The following is a 14,123-nucleotide window of genomic DNA, read 5'->3' on the forward strand; positions in this document are numbered from 1 at the left end:
GTCACTTCCTGCCGGGGGTCCAGTTCATGCCCCACCCATAGGCGTAGTCGACGGTCCGCTGCGGGCTCACCCCGTGCTCGGGCACGAGATAGCGCGCCTCCCGCTGTACGACGAGGTCGCCGCCCGTATTGGTGATCAGGGCGAGTGCGCACACGGGCGAGGGGACGGTGCACTCGTCGAGGGAGAAGTCGATGGGGGCGCCGTGCTGCGGCTGGAGGGTGACGGTGGCGTTCAGGTCGGCGAACGAGCGGGCCCCTTCGTAGATGGTGACGAAGACGAGGATGCGCCGGAAGGCGTTCTTGTGGTCGAGATTGACGGTGAGGTTCTCACCGGTCGACACGGCGCCGGTGCGGTCGTCGCCGTCGAGGTGGATGTACGGGGGCTGGTGCAGTGCCCCGAAGGTGTTGCCGAGGGCCTGTACGACGCCCTTGCTGCCGTCGGTGAGTTCGTACAGCGCGCACAGGTCGAGGTCGAGGTCGGAGTGCATCGCGGCCGGGCGGCCGAACTTGCTGCTCCACCCCGAGAACTGCTTGCGGACCTGCCAGTTGAGGTTCACGTGCAGGGCGCCGGAGGTGCCGCCCTGCTTGGTGAGCGACACGGAGGGGGCCGCCTTGGTGAGCGTCACCTTCGTGAGGCGGACGGGCTCGGGCGGTGCCGCCGGGGGCGCGGCCGGCGGGGGCGGGGCCACCGGCTGGGCCGGCGGCGGGGGTGTGTACGCCGGGGCCGCGGCCACGGGAGCCGCGGCCGGGGCCGGAGTCGGGGCCGCCTGTTGCGGCTCGTCCACCGTGATGCCGTAGTCCCTGGCCAGTCCTCCGAGTCCGCTGCTGTAGCCCTGGCCGACGGCGCGGAACTTCCAGGCGCCCTGGCGGCGGTAGAACTCGCCGAGCACGAAAGCGGTTTCGGTGGTGGCGCCCGGGTTGTCGAAGCGGGCGACCGGTGTTCCCTGGGCGGCGTCCTGGACCTCGATGTACAGGCCCGGGACCTGTCCGAACGTACCGCCGTCGGCGGAGGCGGCGAGGACGATCGTCTCGATCGCGGGCTCCACGCGCGCGAGGTCGACGAGGAGCGTGTCGGTAACCCGGCCGTCGGCGTTCCGCTTGCCCTCGTGCCGGATCGCGCCGGAGGAGTGCGCGGGCTGGTTGTAGAAGACGAAGTCCGCGTCCGAGCGGACCTTTCCGCTTACCAGCAGCAAACCGGAGGCGTCGGCGTCTGGCACCCCCGGTCCGGTCCGCCAGCCCAATTCCACCCGCAGCGCCGCGGTCGGCACCGGAGTATTTGAACCTTTCAGCATTTGCATGTCCGCCCCCATTGCGTGTCACCGCGCCGGGCACATCCCGGCCGTCCGTCGAGTTCCGTTCGCACAACCTATTCCTCCCGGCGGCGAACTCCCATGCCCCGCCACCGGAAGAACCCCGGTGGTCAACCGGCCAACCCCTGGCAACCCGCCCGGAACTCGGCCTTTACACGATCGGAGCCTTGTTCGGCGCCCCTTTTTGCCGAGTTCGCTCGCATTGGGGATACCGGGTCACGGCGGACACGGAAAACAACCCTCTTATCGGTCTCCCCAACCAGCACATCGTGGGCTTAACTTATGTGCCATGACCTCCCCCCGCTCCACCTATGGCGGCGGCTACTACTCCGCCTCCTTCCCGGACACCCCGATCTACGACAAGCTCGTCGCCGAGCGGGGCACCCCGCAGATCGCCCCGATCCGGGTCCCCGCTCAGTACGACACGCCGGGCGGCAACCTGCCCGCCCTCCCTTCCGCCCTGCCCGCTCTCCCGGCAGCCCCGTCCCAGCCCGCCTACGGTTATCCGCAGGCGCAGCAACCCGCCCCGCTCCAGCAGGCGCCGGCGGCGTACATCCCGCAGCAGGCCACCGCACCGCGCGGTTATCCCGGCCCCCAGCCGCAGCAGCCGCGTCCGGCGGCACCCGGCGCGGGCTACGAGGCGATGCGCCCCGCGGCTCCCCGGCCCGCCCAGGCTCCGTACCAGGACCCGTACAACAACCAGCAGTACCGCGGTTACTGAGCCGCCCGCCCGGGGGCTGTCGGTGCCGGCTGGCACGATGGCCCCATGGGGAAGCCACACCTGCACTCGATCCACGTCCATCCGGTCAAGGCGGTCCGGGCCTCGCGCCCCGGGAGGCCGCCGTGGAGCCCTGGGGACTGACCGGGGACCGGCGCTGGGCGCTGGTCGACGACGGGGGAAAGGTCGTCACGCAGCGTCGGCAGCCGCGCCTCGCACTGGCCGCCGCCGAGTTGCTGCCGGACGGCGGTGTCCGGCTGTCCGCACCCGGCATGGAGCCCCTGACGGTGCCCGTTCCCCGGCCGTTGGACACGGTGCCGGTGGAGATCTTCCGCGACAAGGTCGACGCGGTCCCGGCCGAGGACGAGGCCGCGCACGCCTGGTGCAGCACCTATCTCGGCATCGGCGTGCGTCTCGCGTACATGGACGACCCGGCCACGCGCCGGCCCGTCGACCCGGAGTACGCGCGTCCGGGCGAGACCGTCTCCTTCGCCGACGGCTTTCCGCTGCTGCTCACCACCACGGCCTCCCTCGACGCCCTCAACGCCCTGATCGCGCTGGGCGACCACGCGGACGAGGGCCCGCTGCCCATGAACCGTTTCCGGCCCGGCGTGGTCGTGGCGGGCACCGACGCCTGGGCCGAGGACGACTGGTCGCGTCTCGCCATCGGGGACGTGTCCTTCCGCGTCGCCAAGACCTGCGGACGGTGCGTGGTGACCATCACCGACCAGGACACGGGCGAGCGCGGCCGCGAGCCCCTGTACAGCCTGGGGCGGCACCGGCGGTTCGGCGGCAAGGTGGTCTTCGGGCAGAACCTGGTGCCCCTGTCCCGGGGCACGATCCGGGTCGGTGACCCCGTAAGAATCCTCGAGTAGCCCGGGCCGGAGGTCGGCTCCCCGGGCGGGAACCGCCCCATGGACCCGGGCGTTGGCCTTGTGTGAGAAGTTCATGAGAGTCGCCGGTGAGAGGTGATTTCGCTCTCTCTTCGCCGGGTTGACGCGTGGACGGCTCCGCCGGGGGTTATCACGGAGCGGGAAGGGGGTGCGGGCGGTGCGAGCGATCAGCGGACTCTGGCGCTGGCGGCGCAACCCGCTGTGCCGCGCGACCGATCTGGCCGAGGCCTGGGTGGCACTGGCGGCCCTGGTGCTGATCCTCCTGGCCGCCCCGGTGGCCGGTTCCCTCGTCGGGAGCGCCGCCCAGGACGCCCTCCAGCGCTCCGTCCGCGAGCAGCACGAAGCACGGCACCTGGTGACGGCCACGGTGGTCCGCAAGCTCGACCCCTCCCCGCTGGACGCCGATCCGGAGACCTCCACGGGCCGCGACCTTCGCAACCGCGTCCTCGCCGACTGGACGGCACCGGACGGCACCGCACATCAGGGCCCGGTGCTGGCCGGCCTCAAGGACCCGCAGCAGGGCGACGAGTTCCGGATATGGACCGACCGGCACGGCCGGATGGTGGCCCGCCCCCTCGACTCCGCGACGGCGTCGACGCACGCGGTCCTCGCCGGCTTCGGCGCGGCCCTGGCCGCCGGCGGTCTCGTCGAGGGCGGCAGACGGCTGATCGTCTGGCGCATGGTCCGCCGCCGGTACGCCCGTTGGGACCAGGCATGGGACAAGGCGGGCCCGGACTGGGGCAGGACGGGCACCGGCAGCTGACAGCCTCCCGGCTCTGGTCAACCCACCACCCGCGCGCACGCTACGGTGGTCCGGCCGAACCGTTCGGCACAACCCGCGCGCGAGCGAGCAGGAGGGGCGCGCCGGTTTCGATGCCGCGTGCGCGCGCAGGCCCGAGGGGCCCGGCCCGGTCGCGGTCCCGACACCGGTGGCGGCGCCCCGAAGGCGAACGAGCCATCAGTACGACCGAGGTGGGGGCACAGCTACACCATGGCACAGGGCACGGTCCAGGTGACGCACACCGGCACGTCGCGGTGGCGGCGCCGCACGGGTGAGTACGCATCGCTCGCCGCCGCCCTGGAGGCCGCGGCCGACGGAGACGTCCTCACGGTCGCCCCCGGCACCTACCGGGAGAACCTCGTCGTGCAGCGCGCGGTGACCCTGCGCGGCCCCGAGGGCTCCCCCGGCTCGGTGCGGATCGCGCCCGCGGACGGCGTGCCGCTGACCGTGCGCGCCTCGGCGGTGGTCCAGGACCTGCATGTGGAGGGCCAGGACGCGGCCGCCCCGGCCGTGCTGGTGGAGGAGGGCACCCCGGAGCTGAGCAACGTACGAGTGGTCACGCGGTCGGCGGCCGGGATCGAGGTGCGCGGCAACGCCCGGCCCACGGTCAGGCGCTGCGCGGTCGACAATCCTGCGGGCATCGGCATCGCCGTACTCGACGGTGCGGGCGGGGTGTTCGAGGAGTGCGAGGTCGTCGCGGCCGGTCAGGCGGGCGTGGCGGTGCGCGGCGGCGCCCACCCCCGGCTGGAGCGCTGCCGGGTGCACCACACCTCGGGCTCGGGCCTGTCGGCGACCGGGGAGAACTCGGCGCTGGAGGCGGTGGGCTGCGAGATCTACGAGGTCCGGGGCAGCGGTGTGCAGATCACCGCCCGGGCCACCGCGCACCTCACCGACTGCGATGTGCACCGCACGACGGCCGACGGTGTCACGCTCGACACGGACGCCGTGCTGACGCTCGCCGACTGCCGTATCCACGACATCCCGGAGAACGCGGTCGACCTGCGTTCCCGCTCCGTCCTCACACTGACCCGCACCACCGTGCGGCAGTTCGGGCGCAACGGCCTGTCGGTGTGGGACCCGGGCACGCGCGTGGACGCCAACCAGTGCGAGATCTTCGACAGCACGGGCGACTACCCGGCGGTGTGGGTGAGCGACGGGGCCACCGCGGTGCTCGACTCGTGCCGGGTGCACGACGTGCCGGACGCCCTGTTCGTCCTCGACCGCGGCTCGCGCGCGGACGTCGTCGACAGCGACCTGTCGCAGGTGCGCAACACGGCCGTGTCGGTGAGCGACGGCGCGACCGCGCAGCTGGACGACTGCCGGATCCGGGACGCGGCGACGGGCGCCTGGTTCCGCGACCACGGCAGCGGCGGCACCCTCAGCAACTGCACGCTGGACGGCACCCAGACCGGCGTCATCGTCACCAAGGGCGCCGACCCCACGGTGGAGCGCTGCACGATCGACTCACCCGCGGAGGCGGGGGTGTACGTCTCGGCCGGAGGCCGCGGCAGCTTCCACAACTGCCGGGTGACGGGCAGCGGCGGCTACGGCTTCCATGTGATCGACGGCAGCCGTACGACACTGCGGAAATGCCGCACGGAGCGGTGCGCGCGCGGCGGCTACGAGTTCGCGGACAGCGGCGCGGACGCCTCGTCCGGGGCGGGCCCCTTGGTGGAGGACTGCACCAGCGACGAGAGCGCGGGACTGCGGGAACCGACGGCGCGGGAGACGGCCGTGCAGACGGTGAGCCACTCCCCCGGCCTGCTGGGCGCGGTCCCGGGGCAGCGCACCGAACCGGGGCCCCCGGCCCCGGCCGCTGAGCCCGAGGAGCCTGCCCGCAGTTCCAAGGACGTCCTCGGTGAACTGGACGCGCTGGTCGGCCTGGAGAGCGTCAAGCGCGAGGTGCGCGCCCTCACCGACATGATCGAGGTCGGCCGGCGGCGGCAGCAGGCGGGCCTGAAGGCGGCGTCGGTCAAGCGGCACCTGGTCTTCACCGGCTCCCCCGGCACGGGCAAGACGACGGTCGCGCGGCTGTACGGCGAGATCCTCGCCTCCCTCGGTGTGCTGGAGAAGGGCCACCTGGTCGAGGTGTCCCGGGTCGACCTGGTGGGCGAGCACATCGGCTCGACCGCGATCCGCACGCAGGAGGCCTTCGAGAAGGCGCGCGGCGGTGTGCTGTTCATCGACGAGGCGTACGCGCTGTCCCCGGAGGACGCGGGCCGCGACTTCGGCAAGGAGGCCATCGACACGCTGGTGAAGCTGATGGAGGACCACCGGGACGCGGTCGTGGTGATCGTCGCGGGCTACACGGCCGAGATGGAGCGCTTCCTGTCGGTCAACCCCGGTGTGGCGTCCCGGTTCTCACGGACCATCACCTTCAGCGACTACGGCCCCGAGGACCTGCTGCGGATCGTGGAGCAGCAGGCCGAGGAGCACGAGTACCGGCTGGCGGCGGGCGCGGCTCAGGCCCTGCGGACGTACTTCACTCAGCTCCCGAAGGGCCCGGCGTTCGGCAACGGCCGTACCGCCCGGCAGACCTTCGAGGCGATGGTGGAGCGGCACGCGAGCCGGGTCGCCCAGCTCCCCGAGCCGAGCACGGACGACCTGACGCTGCTCTACGCGGAGGACCTGCCCGAGCTGCTCTGAGGATCCGCCTCCGGGCCCGGGCAGGGCTGCTCGGCCGTGTGACGGGGTGCCGGCAGGCCCGGTCGCAGCCGGGCCAGCAGCTTGCGGCGCTCCTCGGCGAACGCCGGGTCCGCCTGGTAGTCGGAGTGGCCGAGGATCGGCGCGGGCAGCGGGTGGAGGTCGGTGCGGCCGTAGGAGAGGGGGTCCTGCAGCGGCACGTGGTCGACGCCGAGGTCGTGGTTGCCGGGCAGGCGCACCGGGCCGCCGATGGGGTCGGTGAGCCGGTACAGGTTGCGCCAGCAGTCGACCTCCCGGTGCAGGGAGCCGAGCGCGGCGGGGCCGAAGTGCGCCGGGAACCAGCGGCCGTAGAGCCGCTCCAGCGGGGAGCCGTACGTCAGCAGCGCGACGCGCTTACGGGTGGACGGGGCGAGTTGCCAGGCCGCGGCGGCGGCGAGCACGCTGCCCTGGGAGTGCCCGGAGATGACCAGCCGTCCGCCGGTGACGCGGGTCCAGGTCGCGATCCGCCAGGTCAGGTCGGGCACCGCGCGCTCGGCGTAGCAGGGCGGGGCGAAGGGGTGGGCGGCGCGCGGCCAGAAGGTGCCGACGTCCCACAGGATGCCGATGGTGCGGCGGGCGGCGGCGTCCTTGTAGGCGCGCCTGCCCCAGGTGACGAACAGTATGAAGCCGAAGCCGATCAGCCAGGAGCCGAGGGCCTGGGCGGTTTCGGCGGCGCCGTGGACGACGGGGTAGGTGCCCTGTGCCGCCTCGCCCGGTGTCTCGTCGGTGGTCAGGGCGCCCACGAGGGCTCCGGCGCCGAGCAGCAGGGTGACACCGGAGGTGACGGCGACGATGCGGGGTCCCCGGTCGGTGAGGGAGGCCATCGCGCGGGTGTAGGCGATACGGCGGGTGCGGGCGCGGTCCTGGGCCTCGTCCGGGTAGTCGCGTGCCACCGCCTCGCGTTCGGCACGGGCGAGCTGCCAGGCGCGGTGGGCCAGCCAGCCGAAGAGCACCAGGAGCACCACGATCAGGGGCGGGATCACTGACGCCTGCCAGGTCAGCAGCACCGGCGGGCCGTCGATCGAGGTCTCGGTGCCGTCCAGCCAGTCGGACACCCGCTGCGACACGCCGCCGGACATCACCCCGCCCAGGGCGCAGGCCAGCATCGCGACGGCTGGTCCGCCGAGGCCCCGCAGCACGGCCCGCCGGTCGGGGTCGGTGCGGTGCAGTGCGTAGGCGACGCCGGCGAGGACGATCACGAGCAGGCCCTGGACCAGGGCGATACCGCCGAAGGTGGCGTCGCCCGGCAGCCGGCCGGCCGACTCCCAGCCGGGGCGCTCCCAGCCCGCGTACAGCAGGGTGAGGGCGAGCAGGACCAGGGCGGCGAGCGGCAGGCGTCGTACGAAGCGCTCGTCGAGTTCCCGGTCGAGGCGTTTCTCGCTGCGGCCCCGGCGGCACACCACCCACACCACGGCGACGGCGCAGGCCGCGAGGGCGGCCTGCAGCAGCAGGCCGAGGGTGTTCAGTACGGCGGGGCCGCCGGGCTCGCGGTCATGGCGGGCGGCGGCGCCGGCGACCGCGGCGGCGACCGTGACCAGCCCGGCGGCGGTGTGCGCGGCGCGCAGCCGGGCCACCAGCCGGCGTCCGTACCAGAAGCCGGGCCGGCCCAGCGCGGTCGGGCCGTCGCCGTCCTCGTCGGGCTCGGGATCGCGGGCCAGCGGCTGCTGGGACTCGTAGTCGCTCCAGGTGCGCCGGGACAGGTACCACAGCAGACCGGTCAGGGCGGTCGGGACGAGGGCCGCCAGGGCGAGCCGGCGGCCGGGGCTGCTCCACCAGCCGCCGCCCGAGACGGTGGGCGAGAGGAAGCCCAGCCAGGAGTGCCGGTCGGCGCACGCGCGCGTGCCCGCGCACTGCCAGGCCGCCAGGTCGAGTGCGACCTCGCAGGCCGCCGCGACGAGCAGCACCGTCAGAGTGAGTCCCGCGAGCCGCACCAGGAGGCCGTACAGGCGCACGGTGCGGCGGCGGCCCTGGGCGCTGGGGCGCATCCAGTGGGCGAGGTTGACGACCATGAACGGCAGCAGCAACAGCCACAGGGCGCGGGTGCCGTTGCCGGAGGTGAGGTTGCACCAGACGTAGGCCTCGGGCACCGGGCCGTCGCGGCGGCGGTCGTCGGGGCTGTTCTCCGCGTCGACGTCGTCGGCGCGCCGGAAGACGGCCGCGATGTCGTCGCCGGTGATCCGCACCGTGCGCGGATCGTCGAGCATCTCCTGCGGCGTGGTGCCGCCCACGCCGTGGACCAGGAGTTCCAGGGCGGTCCCGGTCTCACCGGGCCGCTGGGCGGGCTGGTCGGGCCCGCCGGTCGAGGCATGTTCCTGCGCACGTTCCACTGATTCGCACTTCCCCCGTGACACGCCGTCGGCTCTGTCCGTGCGGGCACAAGGATCTCCACTTCTGCGGCGCCGCACACCTCCTGTCACGGAATCTCCCCGATCCGTGACATGGCGGAGCGCCGGGTGAGGTCCCTGATGACATGAGCGCGACGAGTGGCCGGTGGCGCCGCCGGCTCCGCGACATGCGAGGATGAGGCGTCCGCGCACCGGAGCCGGGGGAGAATGTCCTGGTTGGGGCAGGTGTGCTGGGCCTGTCGGACGGCATTGAGGCGAAAGGACCGGAGCGTACGTGAGCGAGAATCAGAACCTCCTCGCGGAGCAGCGGCGATCCCTGATCCTCGACGAGGTCCGCCGCCGGGGCGGGGTCCGGGTCAACGAGCTGACACGCAAGCTCGGCGTGTCGGACATGACGGTCCGCCGCGACCTCGACGCGCTCGCCCGCCAGGGCGTGCTGGAGAAGGTGCACGGCGGCGCTGTCCCGGTGGTCGAGGCGAGTACGCACGAACCGGGGTTCGAGGCCAAGTCGGGGCTGGAGCTGACCGCCAAGGAGGACATCGCGCGGGCCGCGGCCAAGCTGGTCGCGCCGGGCGCGGCGATCGCCCTGTCCGGCGGTACGACGACGTACGCGCTGGCGCAGCAGCTGCTGGACGTGCCCGACCTGACGGTGGTCACCAACTCGGTGCGGGTGGCCGACGTCTTCCACGCGGCGCAGCGCACCTCGGGTCCACGCCAGGGCGCGGCCACGGTCGTGCTGACCGGCGGTGTGCGCACCCCGTCCGACTCGCTGGTGGGGCCGGTCGCCGACCAGGCGATCGCGGCGCTCCACTTCGACCTGCTGTTCCTCGGGGTGCACGGCATATCGGTCGAGGCCGGCCTGTCCACGCCGAACCTCGCGGAGGCGGAGACGAACCGGCGGCTCGTGCAGTCGGCCCGGCGGGTCGTGGTGGTCGCCGACCACACCAAGTGGGGCAAGGTGGGCCTGAGCTCGTTCGCGTCACTGGAGCGGATCGACACGCTCGTGACGGACGCCGGTCTGCCGGACGAGGCGCGCGGGGTGGTCGTGGAGCATCTGCGGCGGCTGGTGGTGGCCGGGGAGCCCGAGGAGGGGGCAGACATCTGACGGGCCGCCAGCTAGGGTGACGCTTCCGGTCATCGCCCGTTCTCGCACAGGAGGGCTTCGTCCATGGCTCACCGCCTGCGCCCGGTCGGGCTCGACTTCGTCGGGATCGCGCCCGTACGGCACGTCTCCGCGCGGCAGATCTCCGCTCCGGTGGAGGCGGTCTACCGGGCGCTGGAGGACGTGCCCGGCTGGGTCGACTGGTTCCCCCAGGTGACGGCCGCCCACCCGGTCGACGGCGGGAAGGGGCGCGACATCCGGCTCCTGGGCGGCGTCCGGTTCCGGGAGTCCGTCATCGCGGCGGAGGCGCCCGAGGTGTACGCCTATCGCGTCGACGTCACCAACGTGCCCGGGGTTCGAGCGATAGTCGAGGAGTGGCGGCTCGCCCCGGCCGGCACCGGGACCCGGGTGCAGTGGACGTTCGCGACCGACGGCACGGCGGCGTACCGGCTCGCCATGAAGCCCGTACGGGCGGCTCAGGCCAAGGCCTTCCGGGACGCCGTCACGGCGCTGGACCGGAGGCTGGCGGCCTCGTAGCGCCGCGCGCCGGCGGGCCCGGGGGCTCGGCTCAGTCGGGCCAGACGCCCGTCTCCAGCAGTGAGTCGATCGCGGCGGTGTACGGCTCGATGTCCAGCCCCTGGGCGGCCAGCCAGGTGTCCGAGTAGTACTTGTCGAGATACCGGTCCCCCGGGTCGCACAGCAGCGTCACGACGCTCCCCTGCCGCCCCTCGGACACCATCTCCGCGACGATCTTCAGCGCGCTCCACAGGCCCGTGCCGGTCGAACCGCCCGCCTTGCGGCCGATGGCGCGCTCCAGTGCCCGTACGGCGGCGACGCTGGCCGCGTCGGGCACCTTCATCATCCGGTCGATCGCGCCGGGCACGAAGCTGGGTTCCATACGGGGCCGGCCGATGCCCTCGATCCGGGAGCCGCAGTCGTAGGTGACGTCCGGATCGCCGGTGGTCCAGCCCTCGAAGAAGCACGAGTTCTCGGGGTCGGCCACGCAGACGCGCGTGTCGTACTGCATGTAGTGGACGTAGCGCGCCAGCGTCGCCGAGGTGCCGCCGGTGCCCGCCGTGGCGACGATCCACGCCGGCTCGGGGAACCGCTCCATGCGCAGCTGCCGGAAGATGGACTCGGCGATGTTGTTGTTGCCGCGCCAGTCCGTGGCCCGTTCGGCGTAGGTGAACTGGTCCATGTAGTGGCCGCCGGTCTCGGCCGCGAGGCGGGCGGACTCCTCGTACATCGTGCGGGGGTCGTCCACGAAGTGGCACCGGCCGGCGTGGAACTCGATGAGGCGGATCTTCTCGGTGCTCGTCGTGCGCGGCATGACGGCGATGAAGGGCACGCCGATGAGCTTCGCGAAGTACGCCTCGGAGACGGCCGTCGAGCCGCTGGAGGCCTCGATCACCGGGCGGTCCGGCCGGATCCAGCCGTTGCACAGGCCGTAGAGGAAGAGGGAGCGGGCGAGCCGGTGTTTGAGACTGCCGGTGGGGTGGGTGGACTCGTCCTTCAGGTACAGGTCGATGCCCCACCGCTCCGGAAGGGGGAACTGGAGCAGGTGCGTGTCGGCCGAGCGGTTGGCGTCGGCCTGGACTCTGCGGACGGCTTCTTTCAGCCATGCGCGGTAGGCGGCGTCGCTGTGGTCGACGTCGAGGGTCACGCCGGTCCGGGTCTGCTGGGGAGTGCTCACGAGGGGGCTCCTAACGCCGCGCGCCGACGACGCGTCGCGCGGCCGACACCCCGATCATATGCACCTTCACCACGCTTCTCACCTGCATAAACGCACCTTTGAGCCCCCCAAAGCGCCCCCTGGGGCAGGGCCCGGGGCAAGGGGGCGCGCGCTCCCGGGGGAGCACTTGCGTGTGTGCTACGGGCGCCCCCAGGAGAGGGGGTCCGCTGTACTGGTGCTCGACGCCGGGTGGGGGCAGACTTCACCGCGGGACCGGGGCTCCGGACGGGGTACCGGCAGGGGTACGAGGCACCAACCGGAGCAAGCCTTCCGGACGGGGGCACACTGGATCAGGACACGAGCCTGTGCCGGGCACCGCACAGAGCGGGGGCCGGTGCACCGACGCGCACAAGGGGGCGGGTGGCATGGCGGAGCCGGAGTTCAGGGCCACGGGCGTGCGGATCGGGAAGCGGCTGCGTTCGCTCACCCGGGCCGGGCAGGTCCGGATCAGCGACGGCCGGCTCGAGCTGCTGACCAGCTACGGCAGTGAGATCGACAGCGCGCCGGTGCAGGCGGTGCGCGCATCCAAGCCCTGGTTCGGCCCCGATGACCGGGCCACGGCGGATCTCAACGGCAATCGGTACCTGCTCACCCTGGGCGAGCACGACCCCGCTCCGGGCGAGCCGGGGCCGCCGGCCGCACGGCGCTTCATCGAGGCCGTGCGCAGGGCGGCGGGGCGCGGCGACTGAGAGTGTCCGCGAGTTGCGGTACTCCACCCCCTGCGTCACTCTGTTCTCACGTCACTCTGGGTTTACCGGCGATAACGCTGCGAACCAGCCCGCCGGCCACGACAGCGGGCGGCAGTGTCACGAAGGCGCCCTGCTGGATCCGAACTCCGTGTTCTTCCGGACCTCAGTCGGGGAGTCGCAGCCGTGATCAGCTACCCAAGCAGGCACTGCACGGTGGAGCTCCAAGCCCTGCCGTCGCGGATCGGCCAGGTCCGCAGAATCGTCTCTGCGCAGTTGCGCTACTGGCATCTGGACGCCCTGATCGACCGGGCCTCGCTCGGTGTGACGGAGCTGTTGTCCAACGTCCACCGCCATGCCCAGCCCGACAAGACGTGCACCGTGGAGATAGAGCTGCTGCTCGACCGGCTCACGGTCTCGGTACGCGACCACGACCCGCGGATGCCCGTGGTCGACAACGCCGAGCCGCTGGCGACCTGCGGGCGCGGGCTCGCGATGGTGGCCGCCATGAGCGAGAGCTGGGGCGTCCGGCCGGACGGCGAGTCCGGCAAGGTCGTGTGGTTCACCCTTCCGACGTCCTCCGCCGCGGTGGCGGCGCCGTCGCGCCGGGCGCGGCGCACGGTCCCGGAGAAACCCGCGCGCAGGTTCGCGGAGGTCGGGCACACCGCCGACGGGCTACGGCCCGAACATGCTCCCGCCCGGTCCGCCGTTGCCGGTTGACCGGGCGGTGACCACCGTTCGCACGGCGGTCGCCGCCGGGTGAGGTACGCCGTCGGGCGCACCTCACCCGGCGGCGACGGCGACGCGGTTTTCACGCACCACCCCCCTTGGCCGTGCGCCCGAACTCCTCGTTCAGCACGGACAGCCGGCGCCAGTACTCGTCCTCGTCGATCTCGCCGGAGGCGAAGCGGTGGCCGAGGACGGCGATGGGCGAGTCCTCCTCGGCCGTGGGCTGCCGCCAGGGGCCGCCGCGGCGTCCGCGCCACACGGTGCGGCGCAGCAGTGCGATGCCGCCGCCGATGATCAGGGCCCAGATCACCGGGAAGAGCAGGATCCAGGGGCCGGGGCCGCCGTCACCGAAGTTCGCCAGGGTATGCATGTCGTTCAACTCCTCGGACGCGTTGCCGCGATGTCTTGTCTGTCGCTTCCGAGAGTCGCCCGGCGAGGGGCCTCCGGTCGTCGTACGGCCAGCGACAGTGGGCGTACGCCCTGGGGGGTAGGCACCCGGACGCGGTTCTGTAACTACTGGTGTGTACAGTAGGCGCGTGAGCACCTCGGAACGGCTGATCGAGTCCACCCGCGAGCTTCTGTGGGAGCGCGGCTATGTGGGCACGAGCCCCAAGGCGATCCTGGAGCGCGCGGGCGCCGGGCAGGGCAGCATGTACCACCACTTCAAGGGCAAGCCCGACCTCGCGCTGGCCGCGATCCGGCGGACCGCCGAGGAGCTGCGGGCCACCGCCGCGGGAGTACTCGACGGGCCGGGGACGCCGTACGAGCGCATCGAGGCGTATCTGCGGCGCGAGCGGGATGTGCTGCGGGGCTGCCCGATCGGCCGGCTGACCATGGACCCGGACGTGAACGCCAGCGCCGAGCTGCGCGCGCCGGTCGACGAGACGCTCGACTGGCTCCGCGAGCGGATCGCCGGGATCGTCGAAGAGGGCAAGGAGCAGGGCCAGTTCGCGCCCTCGCTGAACGGCGGGGAGATCGCCGCGGCGGTCGTCGCGACGGTCCAGGGCGGTTACGTCCTCGCCCGCGCCTCCGGCTCCCCCGCCGCGTTCGACGCGGGTGTGCGGGGTTTGCTGTCCCTGCTGGCACCGCGTCCTGTCTGAGGTGATCTGAATGCATGTCACCTTGCCCGCCGACTACGACATGGGG

The 14,123-nt window shown here is 72.8% G+C and carries 12 protein-coding genes and 1 pseudogene; 9 read left to right on the plus strand and 4 right to left on the minus strand.

Translation table 11 applies throughout. From position 1 onward, the window contains the following. Nucleotide 1: 1 nt before the first annotated feature. Nucleotides 2-1,291 carry a TerD family protein gene (locus PV963_RS04680; protein WP_274814273.1) on the minus strand — a complete coding sequence of 430 codons (1,290 nt, stop codon included), beginning with the start codon at nucleotides 1,289-1,291 and terminating at the stop codon, nucleotides 2-4. Between the two features lie 307 nt (nucleotides 1,292-1,598). Between PV963_RS04680 and PV963_RS04685 the strand changes: the two genes are divergently transcribed. From PV963_RS04685 to PV963_RS04700, 4 genes and pseudogenes are all read left to right on the plus strand, one after another. Next, nucleotides 1,599-2,030 carry a DUF6643 family protein gene (locus PV963_RS04685; RefSeq protein ID WP_059423876.1) on the plus strand — a complete coding sequence of 144 codons (432 nt, stop codon included), beginning with the start codon at nucleotides 1,599-1,601 and terminating at the stop codon, nucleotides 2,028-2,030. Between the two features lie 45 nt (nucleotides 2,031-2,075). Continuing rightward, nucleotides 2,076-2,902: pseudogene (locus PV963_RS04690) on the plus strand (MOSC domain-containing protein). A 175-nt stretch (nucleotides 2,903-3,077) separates the two neighbouring features. Next, nucleotides 3,078-3,683 (plus strand): Rv1733c family protein, encoded by a 606-nt coding sequence (locus PV963_RS04695; RefSeq protein ID WP_274814274.1) that lies wholly within the window; start codon nucleotides 3,078-3,080, stop codon nucleotides 3,681-3,683. Nucleotides 3,684-3,911: 228 nt separating this feature from the next. Next, nucleotides 3,912-6,347, plus strand: coding sequence for a right-handed parallel beta-helix repeat-containing protein (locus PV963_RS04700; protein WP_274814275.1), 2,436 nt, complete (start codon nucleotides 3,912-3,914; stop codon nucleotides 6,345-6,347). Here PV963_RS04700 and PV963_RS04705 read toward each other — a convergent pair. After that, nucleotides 6,317-8,710 (minus strand): hypothetical protein, encoded by a 2,394-nt coding sequence (locus tag PV963_RS04705; RefSeq protein ID WP_274814276.1) that lies wholly within the window; start codon nucleotides 8,708-8,710, stop codon nucleotides 6,317-6,319. The genes PV963_RS04700 and PV963_RS04705 overlap by 31 nt on opposite strands. A 292-nt stretch (nucleotides 8,711-9,002) precedes the next feature. On the opposite strand from PV963_RS04705, the gene PV963_RS04710 reads away from it, so the two are divergent. Together PV963_RS04710 and PV963_RS04715 are read left to right on the plus strand one after the other, a co-directional pair. After that, nucleotides 9,003-9,833: a DeoR/GlpR family DNA-binding transcription regulator gene (locus PV963_RS04710; RefSeq protein ID WP_086854236.1), complete on the plus strand. Its 831-nt coding sequence runs from the start codon at nucleotides 9,003-9,005 to the stop codon at nucleotides 9,831-9,833. A 63-nt stretch (nucleotides 9,834-9,896) separates the two neighbouring features. Beyond that, on the plus strand, nucleotides 9,897-10,367 hold the full coding sequence (locus tag PV963_RS04715; RefSeq protein WP_274814277.1) for an SRPBCC family protein: 471 nt from the start codon (nucleotides 9,897-9,899) through the stop codon (nucleotides 10,365-10,367). Between the two features lie 31 nt (nucleotides 10,368-10,398). Here the strand turns inward: PV963_RS04715 and PV963_RS04720 are convergent, their stop codons facing one another. Continuing rightward, a complete protein-coding gene (locus tag PV963_RS04720) occupies nucleotides 10,399-11,523 on the minus strand; it encodes a PLP-dependent cysteine synthase family protein (RefSeq protein ID WP_274814278.1) in 1,125 nt (374 codons plus the stop codon). A 404-nt stretch (nucleotides 11,524-11,927) separates the two neighbouring features. Between PV963_RS04720 and PV963_RS04725 the strand changes: the two genes are divergently transcribed. Both PV963_RS04725 and PV963_RS04730 read left to right on the plus strand, forming a co-directional pair. Further along, complete coding sequence (locus PV963_RS04725; protein WP_274814279.1) at nucleotides 11,928-12,251, plus strand: hypothetical protein; 324 nt, start codon at nucleotides 11,928-11,930, stop codon at nucleotides 12,249-12,251. Nucleotides 12,252-12,434: 183 nt separating this feature from the next. Then, nucleotides 12,435-12,968, plus strand: coding sequence for an ATP-binding protein (locus PV963_RS04730; protein WP_274814280.1), 534 nt, complete (start codon nucleotides 12,435-12,437; stop codon nucleotides 12,966-12,968). Between the two features lie 91 nt (nucleotides 12,969-13,059). Here the strand turns inward: PV963_RS04730 and PV963_RS04735 are convergent, their stop codons facing one another. Further along, the gene (locus tag PV963_RS04735) at nucleotides 13,060-13,347 is read right to left on the minus strand and encodes an SHOCT domain-containing protein (RefSeq protein ID WP_274814281.1); all 288 of its coding nucleotides are present in this window, start codon (nucleotides 13,345-13,347) and stop codon (nucleotides 13,060-13,062) included. Between the two features lie 151 nt (nucleotides 13,348-13,498). Between PV963_RS04735 and PV963_RS04740 the strand changes: the two genes are divergently transcribed. Then, nucleotides 13,499-14,077, plus strand: coding sequence for a TetR/AcrR family transcriptional regulator (locus tag PV963_RS04740; RefSeq protein WP_274814282.1), 579 nt, complete (start codon nucleotides 13,499-13,501; stop codon nucleotides 14,075-14,077). The last annotated feature ends 46 nt before the right edge of the window (nucleotides 14,078-14,123 follow it).

This window comes from Streptomyces coeruleorubidus, from assembly GCF_028885415.1.
Classification (GTDB): Bacteria; Actinomycetota; Actinomycetes; order Streptomycetales; family Streptomycetaceae; genus Streptomyces; species Streptomyces coeruleorubidus_A.

Bases quoted from the DNA above. Each gene is read 5' to 3' on its own strand.
- PV963_RS04680 (WP_274814273.1), bottom strand. From the start codon at position 1,291: ATGCTGAAAGGTTCAAATACTCCGGTGCCGACCGCGGCGCTGCGGGTG.
- PV963_RS04685 (WP_059423876.1), top strand. From the start codon at position 1,599: ATGACCTCCCCCCGCTCCACCTATGGCGGCGGCTACTACTCCGCCTCC.
- PV963_RS04700 (WP_274814275.1), top strand. From the start codon at position 3,912: ATGGCACAGGGCACGGTCCAGGTGACGCACACCGGCACGTCGCGGTGG.
- PV963_RS04715 (WP_274814277.1), top strand. From the start codon at position 9,897: ATGGCTCACCGCCTGCGCCCGGTCGGGCTCGACTTCGTCGGGATCGCG.
- PV963_RS04725 (WP_274814279.1), top strand. From the start codon at position 11,928: ATGGCGGAGCCGGAGTTCAGGGCCACGGGCGTGCGGATCGGGAAGCGG.
- PV963_RS04735 (WP_274814281.1), bottom strand. From the start codon at position 13,347: ATGCATACCCTGGCGAACTTCGGTGACGGCGGCCCCGGCCCCTGGATC.